Origin of the sequence: Pseudomonas sp. ANT_J28, from assembly GCF_008370005.1 — a bacterium.
GTDB classification, from domain to species: domain Bacteria; phylum Pseudomonadota; class Gammaproteobacteria; order Pseudomonadales; family Pseudomonadaceae; genus Aquipseudomonas; species Aquipseudomonas frigoris.
In genome coordinates, this window is sequence record NZ_VOBM01000006.1 from 1 (window position 1) to 23,314 (window position 23,314).

A 23,314-nucleotide genomic window follows, 5' to 3' on the forward strand; every position below is an offset into this window, starting at 1 on the left:
AGACGGCTTCTTCGAATAGGCCTGATACATAGATGCAACGGGGCGGCGGTTTTTCAAAAGCGGGTAGACAGTGGGGGCGAGTCCATACATAGCAGCTGCCGAGCCTGCGAGGCTGCGTTCGGCTGCGTAGCAGTCGTAATCCGATCAATGCCGTTTTCCTGAAAGAACACGGTGGCAAGTTTTGCGACTGCTTCGCAGCCGAACGCAGCCTCGCAGGCTCGGCAGCTGCTACAAGTTTTGTGGGAATCAGCTGACCGTCCCGCCCTTCGCGTCACTCATGATCTGCCGAATCGCCCCGACAAACGTTTCCACCGGCTGGCCGCCAGTGACTGCGTATTGTCCGTTGAACACCACGGTCGGCACTGAACTGACGCCTCGCGACAGCCACAAATGCTCTTCCTCGCGAACCTCTTTGGCGAACTCGTCCGACGCCAGAATCGCCTCGGCCCGCTGCCGGTCCAGTCCCACGCTTTGAGCGATCTGCGCCAATTGCCCGTAATCGGACGGATTACCACCCTCGGTGAAATACGCCTTGAACAGTGCGTCTTTCAGGTTGAACTGCAACCCCTCCTGCCCCGCCCAGTGCAGCAAGCGGTGGGCGTCGAAGGTGTTGTAGATGCGACTGTTGCCATCCGTGCGAAACGCAAACCCGACCTCGGCGCCGCGCGCGCGGATCATCTCGCGATTTTTCTGGGACTGCTCAGGGGTCGAGCCGTATTTTTCGGTGATGTGTTCGGTGATGTTCTGCCCTTCCGGGCCCATCTTCGGGTTCAGTTCGAACGGCTGGAAACGGATCTCGGCCTGCACCTCGTCGCCCAGCAAATCCAGGGCCCGGGTCAGGCCGTAGAGGCCGACGACGCACCAGGGGCAGGACACGTCGCTGACGAAATCGATTTTCAGGGGGGTACTCATCACTTACCTCGCAGACGTAGGCACGCCGGAAAGCTTGAACAATACACCTGATTACTATGGTCGGCAGGTTAAGCAGAGGGCCGGATTCACAGCAACGAGATACCGCTGGTCGGGACTGTCATATATGACAGGTGATATGTTTCCTAGCACTGCGCTTAATGAAGTTGTTCCATTAGCTTTCATAGATCCATCAAACCTCATCGCTCAAAAAAAAGGATGATGCCCGTGTCGCAGAATCTTATCCGCAATGGAAATTTCGAAACCGGCGACTTCACTCACTGGAAAGTCATTCCAGGTGGAGGAACCGTGAACGTAATCAAACACAACAATAATTATGTGGCGTCACTTCAATGCTATCCTGCTGCACATCCGCGAGTTAAGATCGAATCAAAATTCGCCAGCCGTGCTCAAGAGTTTACCGGCTATTTCAGTGCTTCCCTTCCATTTAACGAACTGCCCGACGACGACCAGAGATTACCACTCGTTAATTATCAGGTCACCGTTTACCAGGGGGAATCCCCTGTGCCAGTTCAAGCCTTCACGCAAATAGTGCTTGTGCGCAAGAACCCGACGCTTTTCGAATTCAGCTTTAGAATGAAAGAGAAATTCGATCGTGTCATTGTCAGCCTATATCCGACTTCTGACTCCGCACCAGTCGAGTGGGGACCCTTTTGTATCGACAACATCAAGTATTTCGAGAAAACGACCAGTTAAAAATTCGTCAATGACTCTCAAACAAAAAGTTAGCGAGTAAAGACCGTAGTGGATCTGATGAAACAATTTTCCTGCTGTGTCAGATCCGCACTTAGTTACTTACAGTAATTTGTTATCTCGAGTCGGATCAATCTGCGCCCAATGCGAGGTGTCTTCACGGTGGGCCTGCAAATACGGCAACACCGCCGCCAGCAGCGGTGCCTTGAACGCTTCCTGGAATCGGTGCGCCAGCCCCGGAATCAACTTCAGCTGACTGCCGCGGATATGCGCCGCCAGGTGCACACCGTGCATGACCGGCAGCAACGGATCAGCCGTACCGTGCACCACCAGCGTCGGCACCCGCAGTTGATTGAGCAGCGCCACCCGACTCGGTTCCGCGAGGATGGCCATGATCTGGCGCTTTACGCCTTCGGGGTTGAACGCCCGGTCATAAGATTGCGCCGCCTGTCGCAGCAACGCCTGCCGATCATCACTCACCGTCGGGCTGCTCAGCGCCGCGAGCAAATCAGCCTGTTGTTCCAACGCTGCTTCGCGATTCGGCGCACCACGGCGCGCAAGCAGCTGCACCAGCGCCGCACTCGGCGCCGGCAGCCCTTCGGCGCCGGAGCTGGTCATGATCAGGGTCAGGCTCTCGACCCGTTGCGGCACCATCGCTGCCATGTGCTGGGCGATCATCCCGCCCATGCTCGCGCCCAACACGTGGAATTGCTCGACGTGCAACGCATCCATCAACCCAAAGGCATCGTCAGCCAAATCGGTCAGGGTGTATGGCGCCGACACCGGCAAACCCAGTTTGTAGCGCAGCACTTCCAAGGTCAGGTTGGCGTCGGCGGGTGCTTGTCGCCAGGTCGAGAGCCCGACATCGCGATTGTCATAGCGAACCACCCGAAAACCCTGCTGACATAACGCGACCACCACCTCGTCCGGCCAGTGAATCAACTGCCCGCCAAGGCCCATCACCAGCAACAGTGCAGGGTCCGACGCACGGCCGATGCTCTGGTACGCCAGGCTCACCTGTGCCAGATCGACCCGTTCGGTCGGAACATTGATATCGCAACGAGACGCCGCCAAGGACGGCAGGCCGAACAACAGCGCAGCCAGGAAAAAGAAAACACGCATGAAAAACACCGAAACGCAGAACTCCAGTAGAGCGCGAGTCTGATGAAGTTTGTTCAAGCGCGCTGCCACAGTTGCGTGACAGTTTGATGAAGAGTGCTGAACGGTCATTTTCAAGACCGCGTTATCGTTCTTCGCGAGCAGGTTCGCTCCCACAGGATTGATGTCGTACACAACATCTGTGAGCGACATAAAATCCAATGTGGGCGAGCCTGCTCGCGAAGGCGTCAGAATGAGCGCCGCAGGACTTTAGGCCAACTGACTCCGCAACTGCCGCGCCGCCGCCACCATGTTGACCAGCGCCGCCTCAGTCTCCGGCCACGCCCGGGTTTTCAACCCGCAATCCGGATTCACCCACAACCGCTCAGCCGGAATCCGCTTCACCGCTTTGCTCATCAACTTGACCATCTCGGCCGTGTCCGGCACCCGTGGTGAGTGGATGTCATAGACGCCCGGGCCAATGTCGTTCGGGTAATCGAACGCTTCAAAAGCCTCCAGCAACTCCACGTCCGAACGCGAGGTTTCGATGGTGATCACATCGGCGTCCATCGCCGCGATGGACTGAATCACGTCGTTGAATTCGCTGTAGCACATGTGGGTGTGGATCTGGGTTTCGTCACGCACACCGGAGGCGCTCAAACGGAAAGCTTCCACCGCCCAGTCGAGGTATTCCTGCCATTGCGCCCGACGCAGCGGCAAGCCTTCACGGAAGGCGGCTTCGTCGATCTGCACGATCTTGATGCCGGCGGTTTCCAGGTCCACCACCTCGTCACGCAATGCCAGCGCAAGCTGCTGCGCCTGGATTTTGCGCGAGACGTCTTCACGCGGGAACGACCACATCAGCATGGTCACGGGACCGGTGAGCATGCCTTTCATGACCTTGTCGGTCAGGCTCTGGGCATAGGTGATCCAGTCGACGGTCATGGCGTTCGGACGGCTCAGGTCGCCGTAGATAATCGCCGGTTTCACGCAGCGCGAGCCGTAGCTCTGCACCCAGCCGAAACGGGTAAACAGGTAGCCGTCCAGTTGCTCGGCGAAGTACTCGACCATGTCGTTGCGTTCGGCTTCACCGTGTACCAGCACGTCCAGCCCCAGGCGTTCCTGAACTTGCACGGCATGGCGGATTTCGCTGTGCATGGCGTCGGTGTAATCGTTGGCCGACAGCTTGCCTTGCTTGAAGGCCTGGCGTGCCAGACGAATCGAACCGGTCTGCGGGAACGAGCCGATGGTGGTGGTCGGAAATGCCGGCAGTTTCAACCGCGCACGTTGTTGCTCGATGCGTTTGGCGAACGGCGAGTGACGTTGGCTGTCCGCCGCACCGATGGCGTTGATGCGCGCCTGAACTTCGGCTTTGTGAATACGCGGCGACTCGGCACGGCTGGCTTGAATGGCACGGCTTTCGGCCAGGGCGGCTTGCACTTTGGGCGATTGCGGATCGTTCAAGGCATCACGCAGCACGGCGATTTCGCCACACTTCTGCACGGCAAACGCCAGCCAGCTTTTCAGTTCCGGGTCGAGTTTGTCTTCGCGATCCAGGTCCACCGGGCTGTGCAGCAACGAGCAGGAACTGCTGACCCACAGGTTGTCGCCAAAGCGTTCCTGGGCCGGTTGCAGTTGAGCGAGCACTTGCTCCAGCTCGCAGCGCCAGACGTTGCGGCCGTTCACCAAACCTACCGAGAGAATCTTGTAGGTCGGCAGGCGATCCAGCACTTGGCCGAGTTGATCCGGTGCACGTACGGCATCGATGTGCAAGCCTTGCACCGGCAGGCTGACCGCCAGGCCGAGGTTGTCTTCCAGCCCGCTGAAGTAGGTCGCTACGAGTTTTTTCAGCGGCGAGTATTGAAGGATGTGATAGGCGCGTTCGAAGGCGTTTTTCCAGGCCTGTGGCAGGTCGAGGGTCAGGATCGGCTCGTCGATCTGCACCCACTCAACGCCTTGAGCGGCGAGGCGGCCGAGGATTTCGCCGTAGACCGGCAGCAGGCGTTCCAGCAGGTCGAGTTTGTCGAAGTCGTTGCCTTTGGCTTTGCCCAGCCACAGGTAAGTCAGTGGACCGATAATCACCGGTTTGACGTTGTGGCCCAGCGCCTTGGCTTCGTCGACTTCGTCGAACAGTTGCTCCCAGCTCAGCTTGAACTGCTGGTCAGCGGTGAATTCCGGGACCAGGTAGTGGTAGTTGGTGTCGAACCACTTGGTCAGCTCCTGGGCGTATTGCGCTTTGCTGTGTTCGCCGCCGCAGCAGGTAGCTGTGGCGCCACGCGCCATGGCGAACAGGGTGTCGAGGGTCGGCAGGCCGCGCGAGTCCTTGGCAGTGTCGAAACGCTCGGGGATCACACCGAAGGTCAGGGAATGGGTCAGGACCTGGTCGTACCAGGCGAAGTCGCCCACGGGCAGCAGGTCGATGCCGGCGTCTTTCTGCAATTGCCAATGGGTGGCGCGCAATTGGCGGCCGACGCTTTTCAGCGCGTCCTGATCGAGGTCGCCCTTCCAGTAGGATTCGAGGGCTTTTTTCAGTTCGCGGTCAGCGCCGATGCGCGGGAAACCAAGTGTGTGGGCCAAAGCCATGGTGAATTTTTCCCTATAAAAGATGGCCCTATTGTCGACACCCAAGCCAACATGAGACAAACTCAACCTTTTCGTGTTGATCACAAGTTTTCCTCATGGAGCCCCCGGTGCTTGAAATCCGTCACCTGAAGACCCTGCACGCCTTGCGCGAAGCCGATAGCCTGGTGGATGCAGCCGACCGCTTGCACCTGACGCAGTCGGCCCTGTCCCACCAGTTCAAGGAACTGGAGGAGCGCATGGGCATGCCGCTGTTCGTGCGCAAGACCAAACCGGTGCGCTTCACTAGCGCCGGTTTGCGTCTGCTGCAACTGGCCGATGCCACCCTGCCGTTGCTGCGCGGTGCCGAGCGCGATATCGCGCGGCTGGCCGGGGGCACGGCCGGGCGTTTGCACATGGCGATCGAGTGTCACAGTTGCTTTCAGTGGCTGATGCCGACCATCGACCAGTTCCGCGATGCCTGGCCGGAAGTCGAACTGGACCTGGCCTCAGGGTTCTCCTTCGCCCCGCTGCCGGCGCTGGCCCGTGGCGATCTGGATTTGGTCGTGACCTCCGATCCGCTGGAACTGGCCGGGATCACTTACGTGCCGTTGTTCACCTATGAAGCGATGCTCGCGGTCGCCAATCAGCACCGTTTGGCGAGCAAGGCCTACATCGTCCCGGAAGATTTGCTCACGGAAACGCTGATCACCTACCCGGTGGAGCGTGATCGACTGGACATCTTCACCCGTTTCCTGGAACCGGCCGATATCGAACCGGCTCAGGTCCGCACGTCGGAACTGACGGTGATGATGATGCAATTGGTGGCCAGCGGTCGCGGCGTGTGCGGCATGCCCCATTGGGCGCTGCATGAATACAGCTCACGGGGATATGTGAAGGCCAAGCGGCTGGGCGAGAAAGGTTTGTTTGCGACGCTGTACGCAGGGATTCGTGCCGACATGCTGGATGCGCCGTACATGCGCGACTTCCTGCTGACGGCCAAGGACACGTCGTTCTCGACACTCGACGGCGTCAGCGCCGTTCGCTGACACACCACAGGGATTGCGGTGGATTTAGAGCTCGCGCCACATATGGATTTTGTCGAAGTAGACCTCGCCCACCCGTACCGCCAAAGGTTCGAGACCGAACTGGATGAAGCCGCAACGCTGGTACAGGTTGAACGCGGCGTCATTGCCGGCGGTGACGGTCAGCTGGATCAGCTTCAGACCTTTATGGTCCTGCGCTTCAGCCAGGGCGGCCTGCACCAGGTGATAACCGACCCCGCGTTGCCGGACTTTGCCCGACACGTACATGCCAAACAATGTCGCCTTGTGCCGGGCCTTTTCCCGGGGTTCGAAGGCCAGGCCGACGATGCCCGCCAACTCACCGTTTTCGAACGCGCCGAACACCACGTCCAGCTTGCTGGTCAGGCGTGATTCCCACCAACTCAATGGCATCACGGCGCGTTCGCGCACGCTGGAGGTAAACGCCTGGGGATGCAGGTCATAGGCTTCGAGCATCAGCGCCCGATAGTCCAGGGCATGACTGGCATCAAGCCGTTCAATCCACATGTTCAAGCCATCCGTCGTTGTTCCAGCATCAGTCGCACTGCCAGCGCCGACAGCACGAACCCCATGAAATAGCGCTGCACCGCCAGCCAGGACGGGTTGTTGACGAACCAGGAGGCGATGCCCGCGGCGAACAGCGCGATCAGCAGATTGACGCTGAAACTGACGCTGATCTGAGTCAGACCCAGCGTGATGCTTTGAGTGAACACCGAGCCATGCTCAGGCGTGATGAACTGCGGAAACACTGACAAATAAAACACGGCGATCTTCGGGTTCAGGGCGCTGGTCAGAAAGCCCATGGTGATCAGTTTCCGCGACGAGTCCGGCGGCAACTGCTGCGCCTCGAAGGGGGAACGCGCACCCGGTTTGACCGCCTGCCAGGCCAACCACATCAGGTACAGCGCACCGGCCCACTTCAGCACTTCGTAGGCCATCGGCACCGCCAGAAACACCGCGGTCAAACCGGCAGCGGCCGCGAACAGGTGCACGAAAAACCCCGCGACCACACCGAGCAACGAGGTCACACCGGCCTTGCGCCCCTGGCAGATCGAACGGGAGATCAGGTAAATCATGTTCGGCCCCGGCGTCAGCACCATCAACAACGCGGCAGCGGCGAAAATCAGCAAGTCTTGAAGCGGGATCATGGGCAGTCCTTCGTCCGGGAACAATCAGGCAGTTTCGGTGAGTGAGGCTCGATAAAACGGCAGGATCAGGTCCCGTGTCAATGGCGCCAGCGTGACATTACCGTCGGTGGCCGGGTCGATCCAGCGCACCTCTTCGATCTCCGCCGCAGGCGAAACGTCTGAATCGATGCTCAGCTGAAAGAGTTCGGCCTGGACGGTAAAACCCGGCTCGTTGGCGGCCGGTGCCGAGAATTGCCCTAGATAAGTGGCGTGTGCCGGATCGATGACCAGGCCCAATTCTTCTTCCAGTTCACGGGCCAGCGCGTGGACCGGTTGCTCATGGGCTTCGATCTTGCCCCCCGGCTGCATGAACGCTTCGGTGCCGCGCTTGCGGACCAACAACGTGCGACCGTCCGGGCCGATCAACAGGGCAGCGGCGATGCGGATGAGACGGGGCGAAGCAGCGGATGGAAGGGTCATGGATCAGGATTGGCCTTGGGGAAAAGGCGCAAGGATCACATGCCCGCCACTGCTTCGTCACCCCGAAATGATCACACCCTGCGCCAGCGTCTATGAACTGACGCGTTCCAGCACCGCTGTCTCCTCTTCTTCCGGCACCTTCACAAAAATGTTGTATTTCGCGCCTTCCATGGCTTCGAAGGCGATCAACTTCTCCACCAGCGGCCCATTCAACACCTTGCCGGCATTGAGCAGCAGCATGCCGTTGTCGGCATTGAGGTTGCGCGCCAGGATCATGCCCGCCGCCACTTCCCGTGTGGTCAGCACCTTGATCGACGGATCGACCAGCGAGATGTCGCTCAAGTACGCGGCACAAACCTGTATGAAATCCTCCACCAGCTCGGGATCGTAGAGTCGCCCGGCATAGCTGCGGATGTAAACCAGCGCTTCATCGCTGTTCATCTGCCGTTCAAGGATCAGCCCGCGCTGCAACTCGATGAAATCCACCGCCAGCTTCAGCAGCCGCGAACCGAACGGAATCGCCTCGCCCTTGAGCCGGTCAGGGAAGCCGCTGCCATCCCAGCGCTCCTGATGATGAAGAATCAGACGGGCGGCGTCCTTCATCGGCTCGAGCGTCATCAACAGCGATTCACTCTGCTTGGGATAACCGCGATAGCGCTCCCGATCGCTGTGATGCAGCAGATCCGCGGGCGCGGTAATCATACTGTCGGTCCAGCTCAGCTTGCCGATGTTGTAGAGCGCCGCTGCCATGGTCAGATCGCGACTGGTGCCCTCGTCCAGGCCATGAAGTTTGCAGTAGACCCGCACCAGTTCGATGATCTGGCGGTTGGTCTGTTTGGCCGGCGGCAGGCGCAGGTTAGCCAGCAGCGAGAACACCTCGGTGCCGGTGACATAGCTGTGCTTGAGCTCTTCGTATGCCAGGTCGAGCATGTCGGCGGTCTGCTGGAGTTCGGCAGTACGGGCGGCGACGTGTTTTTCCAGGGTGGTGTTGAGCGACTTCAACTGGTCGTTCTGCAGCCGGGTCAACTGCTCCAGGCGCTGGCGTTCGCGCTCGGAATATTGATGGGCCAGGGCCTGGCGCAAGGTCAGGAGCATTTCCTCGTCATTCCAGGGTTTGCTGATGTAGCGGTGAATCTTCCCTTCGTTGATGGCTTTGATGATCGTCGGCATGTCCGCGTAGCCGGTGAGCAGAATCCGGGTGATCGTCGGGTAAAGCTGATGGATGCGGGCCAGCAGCGTGGCGCCGTCCATATTGGGCATGCGTGCGTCGGTCATCACCAGGTCAATGGAGTGTTGCTCCATGATCTCCAGCGCCTGGGCACCGCTGGTGGCCAGCAGCAACTCGTAGGGCTGGCCGCGTAACAGGCGACGCAGGCTGTTGAGGATTGACTCCTCGTCATCGACCAGCAGCACCTTGGGTTTATCGTTCAAAGTCGTGGGGAGTTGCTCTTCCATGGCGTCACCTCAAGTGAAACGGGCACATCGTTGTGGCAGGCCCCGAGGCAAACATCCCCTATTGCCGGAGCCTGACCTACAGGCTAGATGATTTTCAGCCCGTCACCGGAAATGATTCAGCTCATTGAGTTGCGCGAAATGCGGGACAGACGACTATGCTCATCTGACTCGGATCCATAATCTGTACGTCCGGCCAGGTGATCAGGGAAAGGAAGCCCCTCTATGAGTACACCGCACCAAACTGCTGCCGGTACTGGCGTATGTCGATAAATACGCTGCTGGCGCGGACCAACCGGCGGATTCTTATCGTCGACGACACCGCCTCGATTCATGCGGACTTCGCCAAGATCCTCAGTCCGCCATCGATCGATGACGACAGCCTGATCAGCGCCGAAAATGCCCTGTTCGGCACCCCAGCGGCACTATCGCTGCAGAGCTTCGTGCTCGACTCGGCGTTTCAGGGCCTCGAAGCCCTGGACAAGGTCGAAACGGCGCTGGCCAATGACATGCCCTACGCGATGGCCTTCATCGATATGCGCATGCCGCCGGGCTGGGACGGGCTGGAAACCATCGAACGGCTGTGGCAGGCCGATCCCAAGCTGCAAGTGGCGCTTTGCACCGCTTATTCCGACTATTCCTGGGAAGACATCGACGAACGCCTGGAACTGGGCGATCGCCTGCTGATTCTCAAAAAACCCTTCGATGCCATCGAAATCCGCCAGATGGCCAGCGCATTGACGGCCAAGTGGCAAATGACCGAAGACGCAGAGCTGAAGATGTCGCTGCTCGAACAGGCGGTCGAAGAACGCACCCGAGAGCTGTCCGACGCCAACATCATCGTGCAGAACAGCCCCACCATTCTGTATCGGTTGCGCGGCGAACCGTCGTTTCCGTTGATGTATATCTCGCACAACATCACCAAATACGGCCATGTCGCGGCGAAACTGGTCGCCTCGGCCAACTGGGCCCAGGAACTGATCCATCCCGATGATCAAACAAAGGTCGACACCGCCATGGCCCGGGTGCTGGACCGTCATGCGGCGGGCGCTTCCATCGAATTCCGGATGCGCACCGGCGAAGGAGCCTGGCGCTGGGTCGAAAACCGCTACATCCCGGTGCGCGACGATGAAGGCCGTTTGCTGGAAGTCGAAGGCATCATCATCGACATCACTGAACGCAAACTGGCCGAAGAGAAAATCGCCCTGCTGGCCCGCACCGACGGGCTGACCGGGCTGGCCAACCGTGCGACGCTGATCGAGCGGTTGCACCAGGCATTCGCCGCCGCTCGTCGGGGGGCGGCGCAGTTCGCCATGTTTTACCTGGACCTGGATCACTTCAAACGCATCAACGACACCCTCGGCCATCCGGTGGGCGACCTGTTGCTGCAAGAGGTTGCACGCCGGATCAAGGCCTGTGTGCGCGAAAACGATGTGGTTGCCCGCCTCGGCGGTGACGAGTTCGCGATCTTGCAGCTGGATGTCGGCGACCCGACCCAATCCGCTGCCCTGGCCGCCAAGATCCGCGAGACGTTGGTACTGCCCTATTCCCTGGCCGGCAATGATGTGCGGGTCTCGGTGAGTATCGGCATCAGTAGCTGTACCCCGGAAAGCGCCAGCGCCGACGGCCTGCTGACCCAGGCCGACATGGCGCTGTATCGCTCCAAGGAAAAGGGCCGCAACCAGTACCACTTCCATTCCGAGGAGATCAATCAGGAGGTGGTCGAACGCATGACCATCGCCAGCGACTTGAGAGCGGCCATCGAACACGAAGAACTTGAACTGCATTACTGGCCGGAAGTGGACCTGAGCAGCGGCAAAATCCTCGGCATGGAAGCTCAGGTCAGCTGGAACCACCCTGAGCGCGGGTTACTGGAAGCCCCGGCGTTCCTGCCCGCTGCGGAAAGGACCGGCACCATCGTCGCGCTCGGTCACTGGGTGCTGGATCGCGCCTGCCAGCAAATGCGTCAATGGCGCGACGAAGGAATGGCGCCGCCGGTGATTGCGATCAAGCTGTCCCTGGCCCAACTTAAAAGTGGTCCCGAACTGATCTATGACGTGCTGCGCACCACCGCGCGCTGGGAACTCTGCCCCTGGGACCTGCGCTTCGACGTCACGGAAGCGACGCTGGCCCAGACCAAATGGACCCACAACGATGTGCTGCCGCGCCTGCGTGAACTGGGGGTGAAGATCGCCATCGACGACTTCGGCACCGAGTACTCCTCGTTCGACTACCTCAAGACCTACCAGGTCAATCACCTGAAACTCGCTCAGGCCTTCATCGACACCGCCGCCCGCGATCCGGCCAGCGCGAACACCCTGCGCGCCATCATCAACTTCGCCCGTGAAGTCGGGATCGGCATCATTGCCGAGGGCGTCGAAACCCAGGAGCAGCGCAGCTCGCTGATGGCCACCGGTTCACCGATGAACGCCCAGGGTTACTTCTTCAGCAAAGCGGTCAGCAGCCAGCAGGCCGCCGAGCTGCTGAAAGCCGGCAGCATTGTGCCCCCGAACCATGACATCGGGCCGATCCTGGACAACCCGCCACGTTTCACGGAGGACAAAGGATGAAATCGCCTTTCGTGCGGACCAACCGGCGCATCCTGATCATCGACGACACGCCCTCGATTCATAAGGATTTTCGCAAGATCCTTGGCCCTGAAATCGAAGGTGAACAGACCCTGGCCGGCGCTGAAGAAGCCCTGTTCGGCACCGTGCAGCTTGATCGGCTGACGTTCCAGCTCGACTCGGCCTACCAGGGCCAGGAAGCCCTCGAACTGGTCTCGCGCGCACTGGCCGAAGGTCGCCCCTATGCCATGGCGTTCACCGACATGCGTATGCCGCCGGGCTGGAACGGCCTGGAAACTATCGAACAACTGTGGAAGGCCGACCCTCACCTGCAAATCGCGTTGTGCACGGCCTTTTCCGATTACACCTGGGAAGACATGGCCGAACGGCTGGAGTTCGGCGACCAGTTACTGGTGCTGAAAAAACCTTTCGACAGCCTGGAAATCCGCCAGATGGCCAGTGCCCTGACCTGGAAATGGCAGATGGCGCAGGACGCGGCGATGAAGGTCCTTAGCCTGGAGCAAACCATCGAGGCGCGGGTCCACGAATTGCTCAAGGTGTCGCACCTGTTGCAGTACGACGTACTGACCGAGCTGCCCAACAGCACGTTGCTCGGTGACCGGTTGAACCAGTCACTGGCCCTGTCCCGGCGCCATGACAAGCAATTGGCCGTGATGTTTCTGGGCCTCGATCGCTTCAAGCGCATCAACAATGCCCTGGGGCATCCGGCCGGTGACGAAATGCTTAAACAGGTCGGGCGCAATCTGGTGGCGACTGTTCGCGAGTCCGATTCAGTATTTCGCTACGGCTCTGACGAATTCGTGGTGATCCTCGCCGATGTCCGCCATCCCCAGCAGACCAAGGGCATCGCCGAGAAACTCTTGAACGCCATCCGTGCGTCCCAGCACATTGGCGGCCACGATCTGAGCGTGACCGCCAGCCTGGGTATCAGCATTTATCCCAACGATGGTTTCGATGCCATCTCGCTGATCAAGAAAGCCGAAACCGCGATGCGCAACGTCAAGGAGAGCGGCCCGAACGATTACCGTTTTTTTATCGACGAGATGAACCAGCGCGCCCGGGATCAGCAAAGCATCGAGAGCGGCATTCGCCTGGCGCTGGAGCGCAACGAATTTGTCCTGCATTACCAACCCAAACTGGACCTGGGCAGTGGCCAGGTGGTCGGTGCCGAGGCGCTGATTCGCTGGCAAAAACCGGGACACCCTCTGATTTACCCGTCGGATTTCATCGGTGTGGCCGAAGACAGCGGTTTGATCGTGCCGTTGAGCAAATGGGTGCTGGCCGAGGCGTGCCGACAAGCCTGCGCCTGGCAGGCCGCGGGGCTGCCGAAGATCTATATGTCGGTGAACATGTCGGCCATCGATTTCCGTCAGCGGGACTTTGTCGACGGCATCGAACAGACACTCAAACAAACAGGTCTGGAACCGGCCTTGCTGGAGCTGGAAATCACCGAAGGTGTGTTGATGCAGAACGTCGATACCACCGTGAAGGCCCTGACCCGGCTCAAGGCCATGGGTGTGCGGCTGGCCATCGATGACTTCGGTACCGGTTATTCCAGCCTGAGTTACTTGCGGCGTTTTCCCATCGACGTGCTGAAAATCGACCAGTCGTTCATTCGCGGCTTAAGCAGCGACAGCAACGACGCCGCCCTCGTCAGCGCCATCATCAGCCTGGGCCGGAGCCTCAAGCTGACCATCATTGCCGAAGGGGTGGAAACCCTCGAACAACTGGATTTCCTCAAGGCCCATCAATGTGAGGAAGGCCAGGGTTACTACTTCAGCAAAGCCGTGGAGCCGGACGCCTTTGTTCGGTATGTGGAGTCGGTGAAGCCCTCTTCATCCACAGCCACGTGAACGATGCGCAACGATACACAGGCCTCGAGCCAAGGAATCATCAGATGCCGCCTTCCTTTCACCGTCTGCTATTGGCGCCGTTGTTCGGGCTCTGCCTGAGCGCCAGTGCCGCGCCACTGGATGAAGCGCTCAAACCACTGCCGGCGGTGCCCCAACAGAATCCACTGCGGGTCGAACTCGGTCGTCAGTTGTTCAATGAACCGCGCTTGTCGGTCGACAGCTCACTGTCCTGCGCCAGTTGCCATCGACTGGAAAACGGCGGTGCCGACAACAAGGCGTTTTCCATCGGTTTCGCCGGCCTTCCGTTGACGATCAACACCCCCAGCGTGTTCAACGCCAGCCTGAACTTCCGGCAATTCTGGAACGGCCGCGCCGACACTCTGGAAACCCAGATCCACGGCGTGGTGCAAAGCACCAGTGAAATGGGCAGCAACTGGGAGCATGTGGTGCAGATGCTGACCGCCGATCCGGCTTATCAGACCTCGTTCGCCAACGCCTACCCGGACGGCGTGACCATGAACAATGTGCAGAATGCCCTGGCCACCTATGAACGCACGCTGATCAGCGCCAACTCGCGTTTCGACCAATACCTGCAAGGCGATACCGACATTCTCACCCTCGACGAGAAATACGGTTACCAACGCTTCAAGGACTACGGCTGCATCGCCTGCCATCAGGGCGTCAACATCGGCGGCAACATGTTCCAGAAGTTCGGGGTCATGGGCGACTACTTCAAAAATCGGGGCAACCCCACCGAAGCCGACCTGGGCCGCTATCTGGTCACCAAGGACGAAGAGGACCGCAACGTGTTCAAGGTCCCGAGCCTGCGCAACGTCGCCGTGACCGCGCCGTACTTTCACGATGGTTCGGCCAAAACCCTCGAAGAGGCGGTGGATGTGATGTTCAAGTTCCAGCTCGGTCGTATTCCCTCTGCCGACGACAAGACGCTGATCATCAAATTCCTCAAGACCCTGACCGGTGAATGGGGAGGCAAGCCCTTATGAGAACGACTAACCGCCGCAACCTGGCGTTGCTCGGCGTCGTGGCCCTGATGCTGGCTTCGGTGCTGCTGTTTCTGTACCTCAAATCCAGCTCGAACCAAACGACGACCTACACCGAATCCCGGGACTTGATCGGCCGGATCAAGCAGCTGAACGCACAATGGGAAACCGAGATCCTCAAGGCCAGGGTCGCCATCAGTCACAACTACGATCCGTTGGTCACACCGCTGACCGAGATAACGAACCTGTGGGAGCGGTTCGACACGATGGAGTCGAGCCATGGCCGCAACGACTCGCCCGTCTGGCGCGCCAGCCATGATGCGTACCTGACCGCCATGCAGGAAAAGACCCGCTTGGTGGAGCAGTTCAAGTCTCATAACGCCGTGCTTCGCAACTCGCTGGCGTTCCTGCCCACCGCCGAGGACGACATTCAGGAACAGCTGTCCCGGTTGGTGGATGAGGACCAACTGCAACTGCAGAACATCGCCACCGACACCTATGACTTGCTGCTCAGCAGCCTGGAGTTCGCTCAGGTCACCTCCGATGACAAGGCCGCCGACATCCTGTTGGGGCTGAACAAAATGGGGGTGAACAAACAGCGTCTACCTGAACAGTTCTACAGTCCGATCGATATTCTGAGCAACCACATTTCACTGATCCTGCGTGAGCAGCCGGTGGTCAATCGGTTACTGGAAAACATCGAAGCCGTGCCCGTGGCCAAACGCCTGGACGACATTACCAACCTGCTGAACACCGACCAGCAGCGGACCGTTGCGGTCGACCAGCGCTATCACTTCTACATGCTGTTGTTTTCGGTGCTGCTGGTGTTGCTGCTGGTGTACCTGGCGATTCACCTGATGCGCAGTTTCACGGTGATCAATCGCGTCAACAAAGCCCTGCAAACCGCCAATGAGGACCTGGAGCTGCGGGTTGAAGAGCGCACCCGCGAACTCAAGGATACCCAGAGCGAACTGCTCGACACCGCGCGTCAGGCCGGCATGGCCGAGATCGCCACCAATGTGCTGCACAACGTCGGTAACGTGCTCAACAGCGTGAACATTTCGGCCGATCTGGTGACCCGCAAACTGCGCGCCAGCAAAGCGCAGGGCCTGGGCAAGGCCATGCAGCTGATCAACGATCATCCAGGCGACCTCGGCACTTTTCTGACCGAGGACGCGAAAGGCAAAATGCTGCCCGGCTACCTGAATCAACTGGTGGACGCGATAGCCCTGGAACAACAAGGCATGACCGAAGAACTGGCCCAACTGACCAAAAGCGTGGACCACATCAAGGACATCGTCGCCACCCAGCAGTCCTACGCGGGCGCCAACAGCCTGATGGAACCGCTGCACATCAGCGAATTGCTGGAAGACGCCCTGCGCATGAACTCCGGCGCCTTGACCCGACACCATGTCACGGTGGTCAAGGAGTACAGCGACGTGCCGCAGGTCATGGGCGACAAGCACCGGTTGCTGCTGATTCTGATCAACTTGATCAGCAACGCCAAATACGCTATGTCCGACCTCAGCAACCGCCAGCGGCAAATGACCCTAGGGGTCAAAATCGTCGAAGACAAGATCCTGCAAGTCAGCGTCAAGGACGACGGCGAAGGCATCGCCGAGGAAAACATGACGCGCATCTTTGCCCACGGGTTTACTACCCGCAAGGAAGGCCATGGCTTCGGCCTGCACAGCTGCGCGCTGGCCGCCATCGAAATGAACGGCCACCTCACCGCCCATAGCGACGGACCGGGCAAGGGCGCGCTGTTCACGTTGCAGATCCCGTTGAAAACCGTAAGGGAGGAAGCATGAGCGAGCTTTCGAACCGACGCATTCTGCTGATTGATGACACGCCGTCCATTCATGTGGACTTCCGCAAGATCCTCACGCCCATGCCGGAACAGACCGTCGAACTGGACGAGATGGAGGCCGCGCTGTTTGGCAGCGAAGTGAAATCAACCAGTGCGCTGTTCGAGCTGGACTCGGCCTATGGCGGCCAGGAAGGCCTGGGCAAACTGAACGAAGCCTTGCAGGAAAACCGCCCCTACGCCCTGGCCTTTGTCGACATGCGCATGCCCGAGGGCTGGGACGGTGCGCAGACCATCGAACATTTGTGGCAGGCCGACCCGCGCCTGCAAGTGGTGGTGTGCACCGCCTATTCCGACTATTCCTGGGATGAACTGCTCGATCGATTGCAGGCGCATGACCGGTTGCTGATCCTGAAAAAGCCGTTCGACAATATTGAAGTCCAGCAGATGGCCAACACCCTGTTGACCAAATGGGACATGACCGAACGGGCCAGCGTGCAGATGGACCATTTAGGGCAAATGGTCGAGCGCCGAACCCGGCAATTCACAGAGGCCAGCGTTGAATTGCAGCGGGAAATCGACGAGCGCAAACAGCTTGAAACCCAATTGGTGCAATCGGAAAAACTCGCTTCATTGGGGCAACTCGCGGCCGGCGTCGCCCATGAAATCAATAACCCCATTGGCTTCATTTCCTCCAACCTCGGCACCCTGGATGGCTACTTCAAACAGCTGCAGGAAATGCTCGACGCCTATCGGGATGCGGAAGAGGCGATCGGCTCCAGCGAGCTCGTCGAACGTTTGCACCAACTGCGCGAACGGGTCGAGCTGGAGTTCCTGCGCGAGGACATTCCGCTGCTGATCAAGGAATCCAAGGACGGCATCAACCGGGTCGGGCAGATCGTCAAGGACCTGAAGGACTTCTCCCGGGTGGACTCCAATCAGGAATGGCAGTGGGCCAATCTGCAACAGGGCATCGAATCGACCTTGAACATTGTCGCCAATGAACTCAAGTACAAGGCCGATGTGCTCAAGGAATATCAGGACCTGCCCGACATCGAATGCCTGCCTTCGCAAATCAATCAGGTGATCATGAACCTGATCGTCAACGCCTCTCAGGCCATCGGCCCGGAGCGCGGCACCATCACCTTGCGCACCGGGCTTGAAGCGGAAACGGTGTGGATCGAGGTCGCAGACACCGGCGCCGGTATTGCGCCGGACTGCCTGCAAAAAATCTTCGACCCGTTCTTCACCACCAAACCGGTGGGCCAAGGGACAGGGCTGGGGTTGTCCCTGTCCTATGGCATCGTGAAAAAACATCGGGGGGATATTACGGTGCGCAGTGAAGTTGGCGTGGGAAGCACATTTCGGGTCCAGTTGCCGATTCACCAATCCAAACCGTTCCCGCCTACGTAGCCTCCTGGAAATCCATCTCGGGTGGCTGGCGACGGAAGCCGCCGGTCAGCACCGCCAGGTACACCACGCCAATCGCCAGCCAGCTCAAGCCGAGATAGATCGCCAGGTGATCGAGGCTGACCATCAGCCACAAATCTGCCGCCAGACCGATAAACGGGAACAGCAGGAACAACACGAATTCACGCAGCCCTTTGTGCTCACCGCCAATCCAGTAGTGAAAGATCACCGACAGGTTCACCAGGCTGAACGCCAGGAACGCGCCGAAGTTGATGAACGAGGTCGAGGTGGTGACGTCCAGTTTCAGCGCCAGCAACGCGACCACGGCGCACAGCAGGATGCTGTTGACCGGCGTGCCAAAGCGTTCATGCAAGGTGCCGAAGAACGATTTTGGCAGCACGCCGTCACGGCCCATGGCGAACAACAGCCGCGAACCGCTGGCCTGAGCCGACAGGCCCGAGGCGAACTGGCCGACGATCAGGCCGATCAGGAAGATCGACACGAACAGGTCACCACCGATGTTGCGGGCAATTTCATAGGCCGCCGAGTCGACGCTGTCGAACTGGAATGACGGATGCGCGATCTGCACGAAGTACGACACACTGACGAAGATCAACCCGCCGATCAGGGTGATCAGCATGATCGCTCGCGGGATGGTGCGGCGCGGGTCGCGGGTTTCTTCGGTCAGGGTGCTGACCGCGTCAAACCCGAGGAACGAGTAGCAGGCGATGGCTGCACCGCTCATGATCAGCGGCATCTGCATGTCACCGTTGAAGAACGGTTTGACCGACCACAACGGCGTGCTCGCATCGCCACCGACGTAATGGACGCACAGCGCAACGAAGGCAATCAGTACCAGGAACTGCACCAGCATCAGTAACGCGTTGATGCCGTTGGCCAGTTTCAGACCGACGATGTTGATCGCACTGGTGATGCCGATGAACGCCAGCACCCAGATCCACTGCGGCACGGCCGGGAAGGCGGAGTTGAGGTAGGCCGCGCCGATCAGCCAGATCGCCATCGGCAGGAACAGGTAATCAAGCAACACCGCCCAACCGGCGATGAAGCCGAGCTTCGGGCTGATCGCCTTGCGTACATAGCTATACGCCGAGCCTGCGACGGGGAACGCCGAGGCCATTCGGCCGTAACTCATGGCGGTGAAAAACATCGCCACCAGCGCCGCCAGATAAGCAGCCGGGACCATGCCGGCGGTGGATTGAGCGAGGATGCCAAAGGTGCCGAGTACAATGATCGGCGTCATGTAGGCAATGCCGAACAGCACCACCGAACCCAATGACAGGGTGCGTTGCAAACGAGCCATGAGCGACTACTCCGAATTTATTAGATTTATGGCAGAGCCGAGTTCGGCGCTAAATTTCAGGTGTTTCGTTGTTGTTCTGGTTATTGGCCGACAGAGATGTGTCGCCTGTCAGGGCCTCTTCGCGAGCAAGCCCGCTCCCACATTGGTTGTGTGAACTCCCGAGATCAAATGTGGGAGCGGGCTTGCTCGCGAAGGGGCCAGTACAAGCCACAGAGAATTTGGATCAACCTTTTGGAATCATCAGCTCCCGCAATCCACAAGCATGCTCAACAATCTCCCCCGGCAACCGCAGCCGCTGATCATCCAGATACCGATAATCCTGCCGCGCCGCCGTCAGCTGATTCAGGTCCAGCTCCACTGCAAACTGCCCCTCCTCCCGTCCGGCCTCGAACAGCAGCGTGCCCAGCGGATCCACCAGCGCACTGCCGCCCGCAAACACCAACCCGCCATCGCCCTCTTCCACCCGGTTGACCATCAGCGCAAACGCCTGGTTTTCCTGGGCGCGGGCCATGATCGCGGTGCGGTGAGTCGGGCCGTAAGGGTCCATGTTGCCGTTGGTGACGATCAGCAGTTCGGCCCCCAATTGCGCCAGGGCCCGGGCGGTTTCCGGGAATTCGATGTCGTAGCAAATCAGCAGGCCGACCCGCACACCGTTCCACTCACACGTGGCGTAACGGTCGCCGGCCTCGAACACCCCGCGATCCGATGCCCAGAGGTGCGTCTTGCGATATTTCAGCGCGATACCTTCGGGGGTGATCAGCAACGTGGTGTTGTAGAAGCGGCCGTTGTCGTTCTCGGCCATGCCGATCACCACGGCGATATTGTGTTCACGGGCCGCAGCCAACACCGCGCTGACGGTCGGACCGTCCAGCGGTTCGGCGGTTTCGGCCAACGCCTCAAGCGACGGAAAGCCCATCAGGTGGGTTTCGGGAAACACGATCAGCTGCGTATCGGCAGCACAGGCAGCCATCGCCTTCAGAGCGCGTTCGAGGTTGTAAGCCGTGTCGTTGTCACGGCCCGCCAACTGGGCGAGTTCGACTTTCATGGGTATTCCTTGTTCTTGATCAGGCTGGCAGAAAGATTGCCCGGTCGGTGTCTGTGCGCCAGTATGCGCAGCAAGCCACCGGCCGGGAAATCACGCCGCTGGGGTAACCCGATAGGGGTAGAGGCATGACACTCTCGTTAGACGACATCGCGTGGCACCGCTCGGTCGGGCAACTGATCGACGCCCTGGACAAGCCCAACTTCTGGACGCAGCTGGTGCGCCTGCTCGACCAGTACGTGACCTTCGACAGCTGGGTGGCGCTGCTTTTCAGCGCCGATCAGCACCCGCAAGTGTTCGCCGAATGCCCGGGCGCGGACGGCAGTCCTGATCAGTTGTTCCAGGACTATCTGCGCGGCTTGTACCTGCTCGATCCGTTCTACATCGCCTGTCGCGAGCAGTCGCGCACCGGGCTCTATCGCCTGTCGGAAGTGGCGCCGGAGCATTTCGAGCTGACCGAGTATTACCAGCGCTACTTTCGTCTGAATGTGGTGGCCGATGAAATCCAGTTCAATTGCCAACTCGAAGGCGACCGCACGCTGTGCCTGTCACTGGGCAGCAAGCAGCGTTTCAGCGGCCAGCAGATCGCCTTGCTGTCGCTGATCCAGCCTTGGGTACTCGGCCTGTTGCGCCAGCGCCTGCCTTACGAAATCAACGAAGTCGTGGCCCTCGCACCCGCACCGCCGCAAGTCGACTGGCGCGTGCAGCTGGAAGCGTCGGTGCAGCAACTCAAAGGCGCGCAATTGACCGCCCGGGAGCTGGATGTCGGGCGCTTGATGCTCAGCGGTTGCTCCAGTAAAGAAATCGCCCGCAAGCTGGAAATCTCTGTCGAAACCGTGAAAGTCCATAAGAAACACATGTACAGCAAACTGGGGATCAAATCCCAGTCCGAGCTGTTTTCGATTTTTCTCCAGGCACAAAATGCCTGACACATCACAACCCTGAGCGAAGCTTGCTCGCGAATTGGCTATTACACGCGGGCCAAGAACGAAAGCGCCGACAAACCCTTCGGCACGTTGATCGATGTGTATCAGTCGGGTTTCGAATTCATCGGCCACTCCATGCGCCCGGCGAATCAAGATGAGCCAGGGCGCCAAACCCGGTCACGGCGGGATCCTGCCCAAGCACAAAGTCACCAAAGAAATCGCCGAAACCCGCGGCATCCGTTGTCGGCCATGCATTTGGTACGGCGCATGTCGGCGACCGAAATCAAACTGTTTTGCAGTTGCATGTGTTCTTGAAACCGGGTGAGTTGCTGACCGGTGAAGTGAATGGCGAGTTCTACTCACGGATGTGGCAGATGGCTCGGGCGGACAGTTCTGAGCCGAACGAGGTCGTAGCGGCCTGAACCCGACGGCCCCTGTCATCGCGCTTCACCAGTGAAGCGCCTTAATCGGCGCGGGCTCTTTCATGACAATAAAACCGTAATCGCCCAGCAGATAAATCCGGTAGTACTGGCTTTCCAGCACCGGTGGATAACCCTGATAACCCACCCTCGTCGCGTTACGTCGCTCCTGCTCCGCCACCACGTTGGTGATCCCCACTTTCGGCAGGTTCTCGGCCAGCATGAAAAAGTCGATGTTCAGCAGATAGTGCAACACCGGCATCTGCTTGAACGAGCCCGCCGCCCCCCGCAGCCAGTGATCGGAATAGGTCACTGACATGTAAATGCGCTTGGCCTCGCGCAGCTGTCGATTCGACGTGATGTCGTGTTCAAGACTTAACAACGCGCTGGACGCGAAGGCTTTCTGCACCGTCAGCACGCGCCCATAGGCATACGAAATCGAAAGCATCGCCAGCAGGGGAACCACCAACAACAGCGACAACCGCTCGTGGATTCGTGCCAGCGCCAGATGACTCAAATAGAACAACAGCACCAACAGGACCGCGAAGCCCATCAGGGTCCTGGCGCCTTCATTGAAGTCCCGGAACAACAGCGCGACGCCTGACACCAGCAGCGTCACGACCGGCAATGTCAGTAAACACACCAGGCCGATCAGGATTTTCTTCAGCCCTGAGTCCTGACGTTCCAACACGTTCAGCCCCAGCCGGAAACTGCCGGCAATGGCACACAGCAGCAGTGCGGCGAACACCCAGGCAAATCCGCCGTGAAACAGCAGCACGACTTTTTCCAGCACTCGGGCGATGTTGATTTGAAGTTGCAGCAGGGGCTGCGCCGTCCAGTTCAACAACAAGGTGCGATTTCCACTCATGAACGGATAAGCACTGACGCTGTAAATCAACCAGCCCAGGATGGCCTGCGATATTTTCCAGCCGATCAACTCGCACCACTGCGGCCAGGCCAGCTTGTCGTTCGCGCGCCTGAGCAGCTCCAGGCAACACAGGCCCAGAAACACATTGAGGCTGACCTGATAAAGCCCTAGCGCCAGCGCAATCAGGAACGAAGGCACCAGCCAATGAACGATGCGCGAGGGATGACGGAAAGTGATCGCATAGATGACCGCCACCACGCTCAACGCCATGGCGGGGCCGTCGTATTGATAGGACAGGTTTTGCAGAAAGAACGGGTTGTACCAGAGTGGCAATGGCACCAGGCAGCATGCAATTGTCGGTTGTGGGTAGTAATGAAACGTCAGGCTGGTCAACGCCGCGGCCATGGCCAGTGTGGCGATCAACAGCGGCAGCGGAAAGATGTTCGGTGCGGCATTGCTGAAGGTCAGCAGGTTGTAGAACAGCTCGGTGAATAACCGTCCCTGCTCCGCCCAGGCCGAACCGGCCGCGGCCGACAACGATCGCCAGTTGTCATCGATATACGAATAGTCCGCGAGAATCAGCGGCACCACATACACAAAGGTCGCCAACAGAAAAAACAACCAGACCTGCCGACGCGCGAGTTCCTTGCTGAAAAAGTCGCTGAACCTGCCCATG

18 protein-coding genes and 1 pseudogene are annotated in these 23,314 nt (G+C 59.3%); 9 read left to right on the forward strand and 10 right to left on the reverse strand.

Translation table 11 applies throughout. The features are described 5' to 3' along the window. Nucleotides 1-246 precede the first annotated feature (246 nt). On the reverse strand, nt 247-912 hold the full coding sequence (locus FQ187_RS05205) for a DsbA family oxidoreductase (protein WP_149628663.1): 666 nt from the start codon (nt 910-912) through the stop codon (nt 247-249). A 225-nt stretch (nt 913-1,137) separates the two neighbouring features. Between FQ187_RS05205 and FQ187_RS05210 the strand changes: the two genes are divergently transcribed. Beyond that, complete coding sequence (locus FQ187_RS05210; protein ID WP_149628664.1) at nt 1,138-1,626, forward strand: hypothetical protein; 489 nt, start codon at nt 1,138-1,140, stop codon at nt 1,624-1,626. Between the two features lie 99 nt (nt 1,627-1,725). Here FQ187_RS05210 and FQ187_RS05215 read toward each other — a convergent pair whose 3' ends face one another. Next, entirely contained in the window at nt 1,726-2,745 is a 1,020-nt protein-coding gene (locus FQ187_RS05215) for an alpha/beta fold hydrolase (protein WP_149628665.1), read from the reverse strand. A gap of 246 nt (nt 2,746-2,991) precedes the next feature. Then, nucleotides 2,992-5,304: a 5-methyltetrahydropteroyltriglutamate--homocysteine S-methyltransferase gene (metE, locus tag FQ187_RS05220; RefSeq protein ID WP_149628666.1), complete on the reverse strand. Its 2,313-nt coding sequence runs from the start codon at nt 5,302-5,304 to the stop codon at nt 2,992-2,994. A 107-nt stretch (nt 5,305-5,411) separates the two neighbouring features. Between metE and metR the strand changes: the two genes are divergently transcribed. Continuing rightward, nucleotides 5,412-6,329 carry a transcriptional regulator MetR gene (gene metR / locus FQ187_RS05225; RefSeq protein ID WP_008155262.1) on the forward strand — a complete coding sequence of 306 codons (918 nt, stop codon included), beginning with the start codon at nt 5,412-5,414 and terminating at the stop codon, nt 6,327-6,329. Between the two features lie 24 nt (nt 6,330-6,353). On the opposite strand, the gene FQ187_RS05230 is transcribed toward metR, so the two are convergent. The 4 genes from FQ187_RS05230 to FQ187_RS05245 form a co-directional block, all read right to left on the reverse strand. Next, entirely contained in the window at nt 6,354-6,851 is a 498-nt protein-coding gene (locus FQ187_RS05230) for a GNAT family N-acetyltransferase (RefSeq protein WP_129438064.1), read from the reverse strand. Nucleotides 6,852-6,853: 2 nt separating this feature from the next. Further along, the gene (locus FQ187_RS05235; RefSeq protein WP_033057445.1) at nt 6,854-7,492 is read right to left on the reverse strand and encodes a LysE family translocator; all 639 of its coding nucleotides are present in this window, start codon (nt 7,490-7,492) and stop codon (nt 6,854-6,856) included. Between the two features lie 24 nt (nt 7,493-7,516). After that, a complete protein-coding gene (locus tag FQ187_RS05240; protein WP_149628667.1) occupies nt 7,517-7,951 on the reverse strand; it encodes an NUDIX domain-containing protein in 435 nt (144 codons plus the stop codon). Nucleotides 7,952-8,041: 90 nt separating this feature from the next. Next, nucleotides 8,042-9,406: an HD domain-containing phosphohydrolase gene (locus FQ187_RS05245; RefSeq protein WP_149628668.1), complete on the reverse strand. Its 1,365-nt coding sequence runs from the start codon at nt 9,404-9,406 to the stop codon at nt 8,042-8,044. A 260-nt stretch (nt 9,407-9,666) separates the two neighbouring features. Between FQ187_RS05245 and FQ187_RS05250 the strand changes: the two genes are divergently transcribed. The 5 genes from FQ187_RS05250 to FQ187_RS05270 are packed head-to-tail and all read left to right on the forward strand — an operon-like array spanning nt 9,667 to nt 18,065. Next, the gene (locus tag FQ187_RS05250; protein WP_149628669.1) at nt 9,667-11,973 is read left to right on the forward strand and encodes an EAL domain-containing protein; all 2,307 of its coding nucleotides are present in this window, start codon (nt 9,667-9,669) and stop codon (nt 11,971-11,973) included. Then, on the forward strand, nt 11,970-13,844 hold the full coding sequence (locus tag FQ187_RS05255; protein ID WP_149628670.1) for a bifunctional diguanylate cyclase/phosphodiesterase: 1,875 nt from the start codon (nt 11,970-11,972) through the stop codon (nt 13,842-13,844). The genes FQ187_RS05250 and FQ187_RS05255 overlap by 4 nt, the downstream gene beginning before the upstream one ends. Nucleotides 13,845-13,888: 44 nt before the next feature. Further along, nucleotides 13,889-14,848, forward strand: a complete 960-nt coding sequence (locus FQ187_RS05260) for a cytochrome-c peroxidase (RefSeq protein WP_149628671.1) — start codon at nt 13,889-13,891, stop codon at nt 14,846-14,848. Beyond that, entirely contained in the window at nt 14,845-16,656 is a 1,812-nt protein-coding gene (locus FQ187_RS05265) for a DAHL domain-containing protein (RefSeq protein WP_149628672.1), read from the forward strand. The genes FQ187_RS05260 and FQ187_RS05265 overlap by 4 nt, the downstream gene beginning before the upstream one ends. After that, nucleotides 16,653-18,065: an ATP-binding protein gene (locus FQ187_RS05270; RefSeq protein ID WP_149628673.1), complete on the forward strand. Its 1,413-nt coding sequence runs from the start codon at nt 16,653-16,655 to the stop codon at nt 18,063-18,065. The genes FQ187_RS05265 and FQ187_RS05270 overlap by 4 nt, the downstream gene beginning before the upstream one ends. Here FQ187_RS05270 and FQ187_RS05275 read toward each other — a convergent pair. Both FQ187_RS05275 and FQ187_RS05280 read right to left on the reverse strand, forming a co-directional pair. Then, the gene (locus FQ187_RS05275; protein ID WP_149628674.1) at nt 18,058-19,383 is read right to left on the reverse strand and encodes an APC family permease; all 1,326 of its coding nucleotides are present in this window, start codon (nt 19,381-19,383) and stop codon (nt 18,058-18,060) included. The genes FQ187_RS05270 and FQ187_RS05275 overlap by 8 nt on opposite strands. A 223-nt stretch (nt 19,384-19,606) precedes the next feature. After that, nucleotides 19,607-20,428, reverse strand: coding sequence for a carbon-nitrogen hydrolase family protein (locus tag FQ187_RS05280; RefSeq protein WP_149628675.1), 822 nt, complete (start codon nt 20,426-20,428; stop codon nt 19,607-19,609). A gap of 125 nt (nt 20,429-20,553) precedes the next feature. Here FQ187_RS05280 and FQ187_RS05285 point away from each other — a divergent pair, with 125 nt between their 5' ends. Both FQ187_RS05285 and FQ187_RS30245 read left to right on the forward strand, forming a co-directional pair. Next, the gene (locus FQ187_RS05285) at nt 20,554-21,354 is read left to right on the forward strand and encodes a LuxR C-terminal-related transcriptional regulator (RefSeq protein ID WP_008147857.1); all 801 of its coding nucleotides are present in this window, start codon (nt 20,554-20,556) and stop codon (nt 21,352-21,354) included. A gap of 231 nt (nt 21,355-21,585) precedes the next feature. After that, nucleotides 21,586-21,773 (forward strand): annotated as a pseudogene (locus FQ187_RS30245) (FMN-binding glutamate synthase family protein); the annotation flags it as partial. A 25-nt stretch (nt 21,774-21,798) separates the two neighbouring features. Here the strand turns inward: FQ187_RS30245 and FQ187_RS05295 are convergent. Further along, a complete protein-coding gene (locus FQ187_RS05295) occupies nt 21,799-23,313 on the reverse strand; it encodes a glucosyltransferase domain-containing protein (protein WP_149628677.1) in 1,515 nt (504 codons plus the stop codon). Nucleotide 23,314: the final 1 nt, after the last annotated feature.

What these genes read in the sequence shown, in the direction of transcription:
- FQ187_RS05205 (WP_149628663.1), bottom strand. Translation starts at nt 912, where the DNA reads ATGAGTACCCCCCTGAAAATCGATTTCGTCAGCGACGTGTCCTGCCCC.
- FQ187_RS05215 (WP_149628665.1), bottom strand. Translation starts at nt 2,745, where the DNA reads ATGCGTGTTTTCTTTTTCCTGGCTGCGCTGTTGTTCGGCCTGCCGTCC.
- metE (WP_149628666.1), bottom strand. Translation starts at nt 5,304, where the DNA reads ATGGCTTTGGCCCACACACTTGGTTTCCCGCGCATCGGCGCTGACCGC.
- FQ187_RS05230 (WP_129438064.1), bottom strand. Translation starts at nt 6,851, where the DNA reads ATGTGGATTGAACGGCTTGATGCCAGTCATGCCCTGGACTATCGGGCG.
- FQ187_RS05235 (WP_033057445.1), bottom strand. Translation starts at nt 7,492, where the DNA reads ATGATCCCGCTTCAAGACTTGCTGATTTTCGCCGCTGCCGCGTTGTTG.
- FQ187_RS05240 (WP_149628667.1), bottom strand. Translation starts at nt 7,951, where the DNA reads ATGACCCTTCCATCCGCTGCTTCGCCCCGTCTCATCCGCATCGCCGCT.
- FQ187_RS05245 (WP_149628668.1), bottom strand. Translation starts at nt 9,406, where the DNA reads ATGGAAGAGCAACTCCCCACGACTTTGAACGATAAACCCAAGGTGCTG.
- FQ187_RS05250 (WP_149628669.1), top strand. Translation starts at nt 9,667, where the DNA reads ATGTCGATAAATACGCTGCTGGCGCGGACCAACCGGCGGATTCTTATC.
- FQ187_RS05255 (WP_149628670.1), top strand. Translation starts at nt 11,970, where the DNA reads ATGAAATCGCCTTTCGTGCGGACCAACCGGCGCATCCTGATCATCGAC.
- FQ187_RS05260 (WP_149628671.1), top strand. Translation starts at nt 13,889, where the DNA reads ATGCCGCCTTCCTTTCACCGTCTGCTATTGGCGCCGTTGTTCGGGCTC.
- FQ187_RS05265 (WP_149628672.1), top strand. Translation starts at nt 14,845, where the DNA reads ATGAGAACGACTAACCGCCGCAACCTGGCGTTGCTCGGCGTCGTGGCC.
- FQ187_RS05270 (WP_149628673.1), top strand. Translation starts at nt 16,653, where the DNA reads ATGAGCGAGCTTTCGAACCGACGCATTCTGCTGATTGATGACACGCCG.
- FQ187_RS05275 (WP_149628674.1), bottom strand. Translation starts at nt 19,383, where the DNA reads ATGGCTCGTTTGCAACGCACCCTGTCATTGGGTTCGGTGGTGCTGTTC.
- FQ187_RS05280 (WP_149628675.1), bottom strand. Translation starts at nt 20,428, where the DNA reads ATGAAAGTCGAACTCGCCCAGTTGGCGGGCCGTGACAACGACACGGCT.
- FQ187_RS05285 (WP_008147857.1), top strand. Translation starts at nt 20,554, where the DNA reads ATGACACTCTCGTTAGACGACATCGCGTGGCACCGCTCGGTCGGGCAA.
- FQ187_RS05295 (WP_149628677.1), bottom strand. Translation starts at nt 23,313, where the DNA reads ATGGGCAGGTTCAGCGACTTTTTCAGCAAGGAACTCGCGCGTCGGCAG.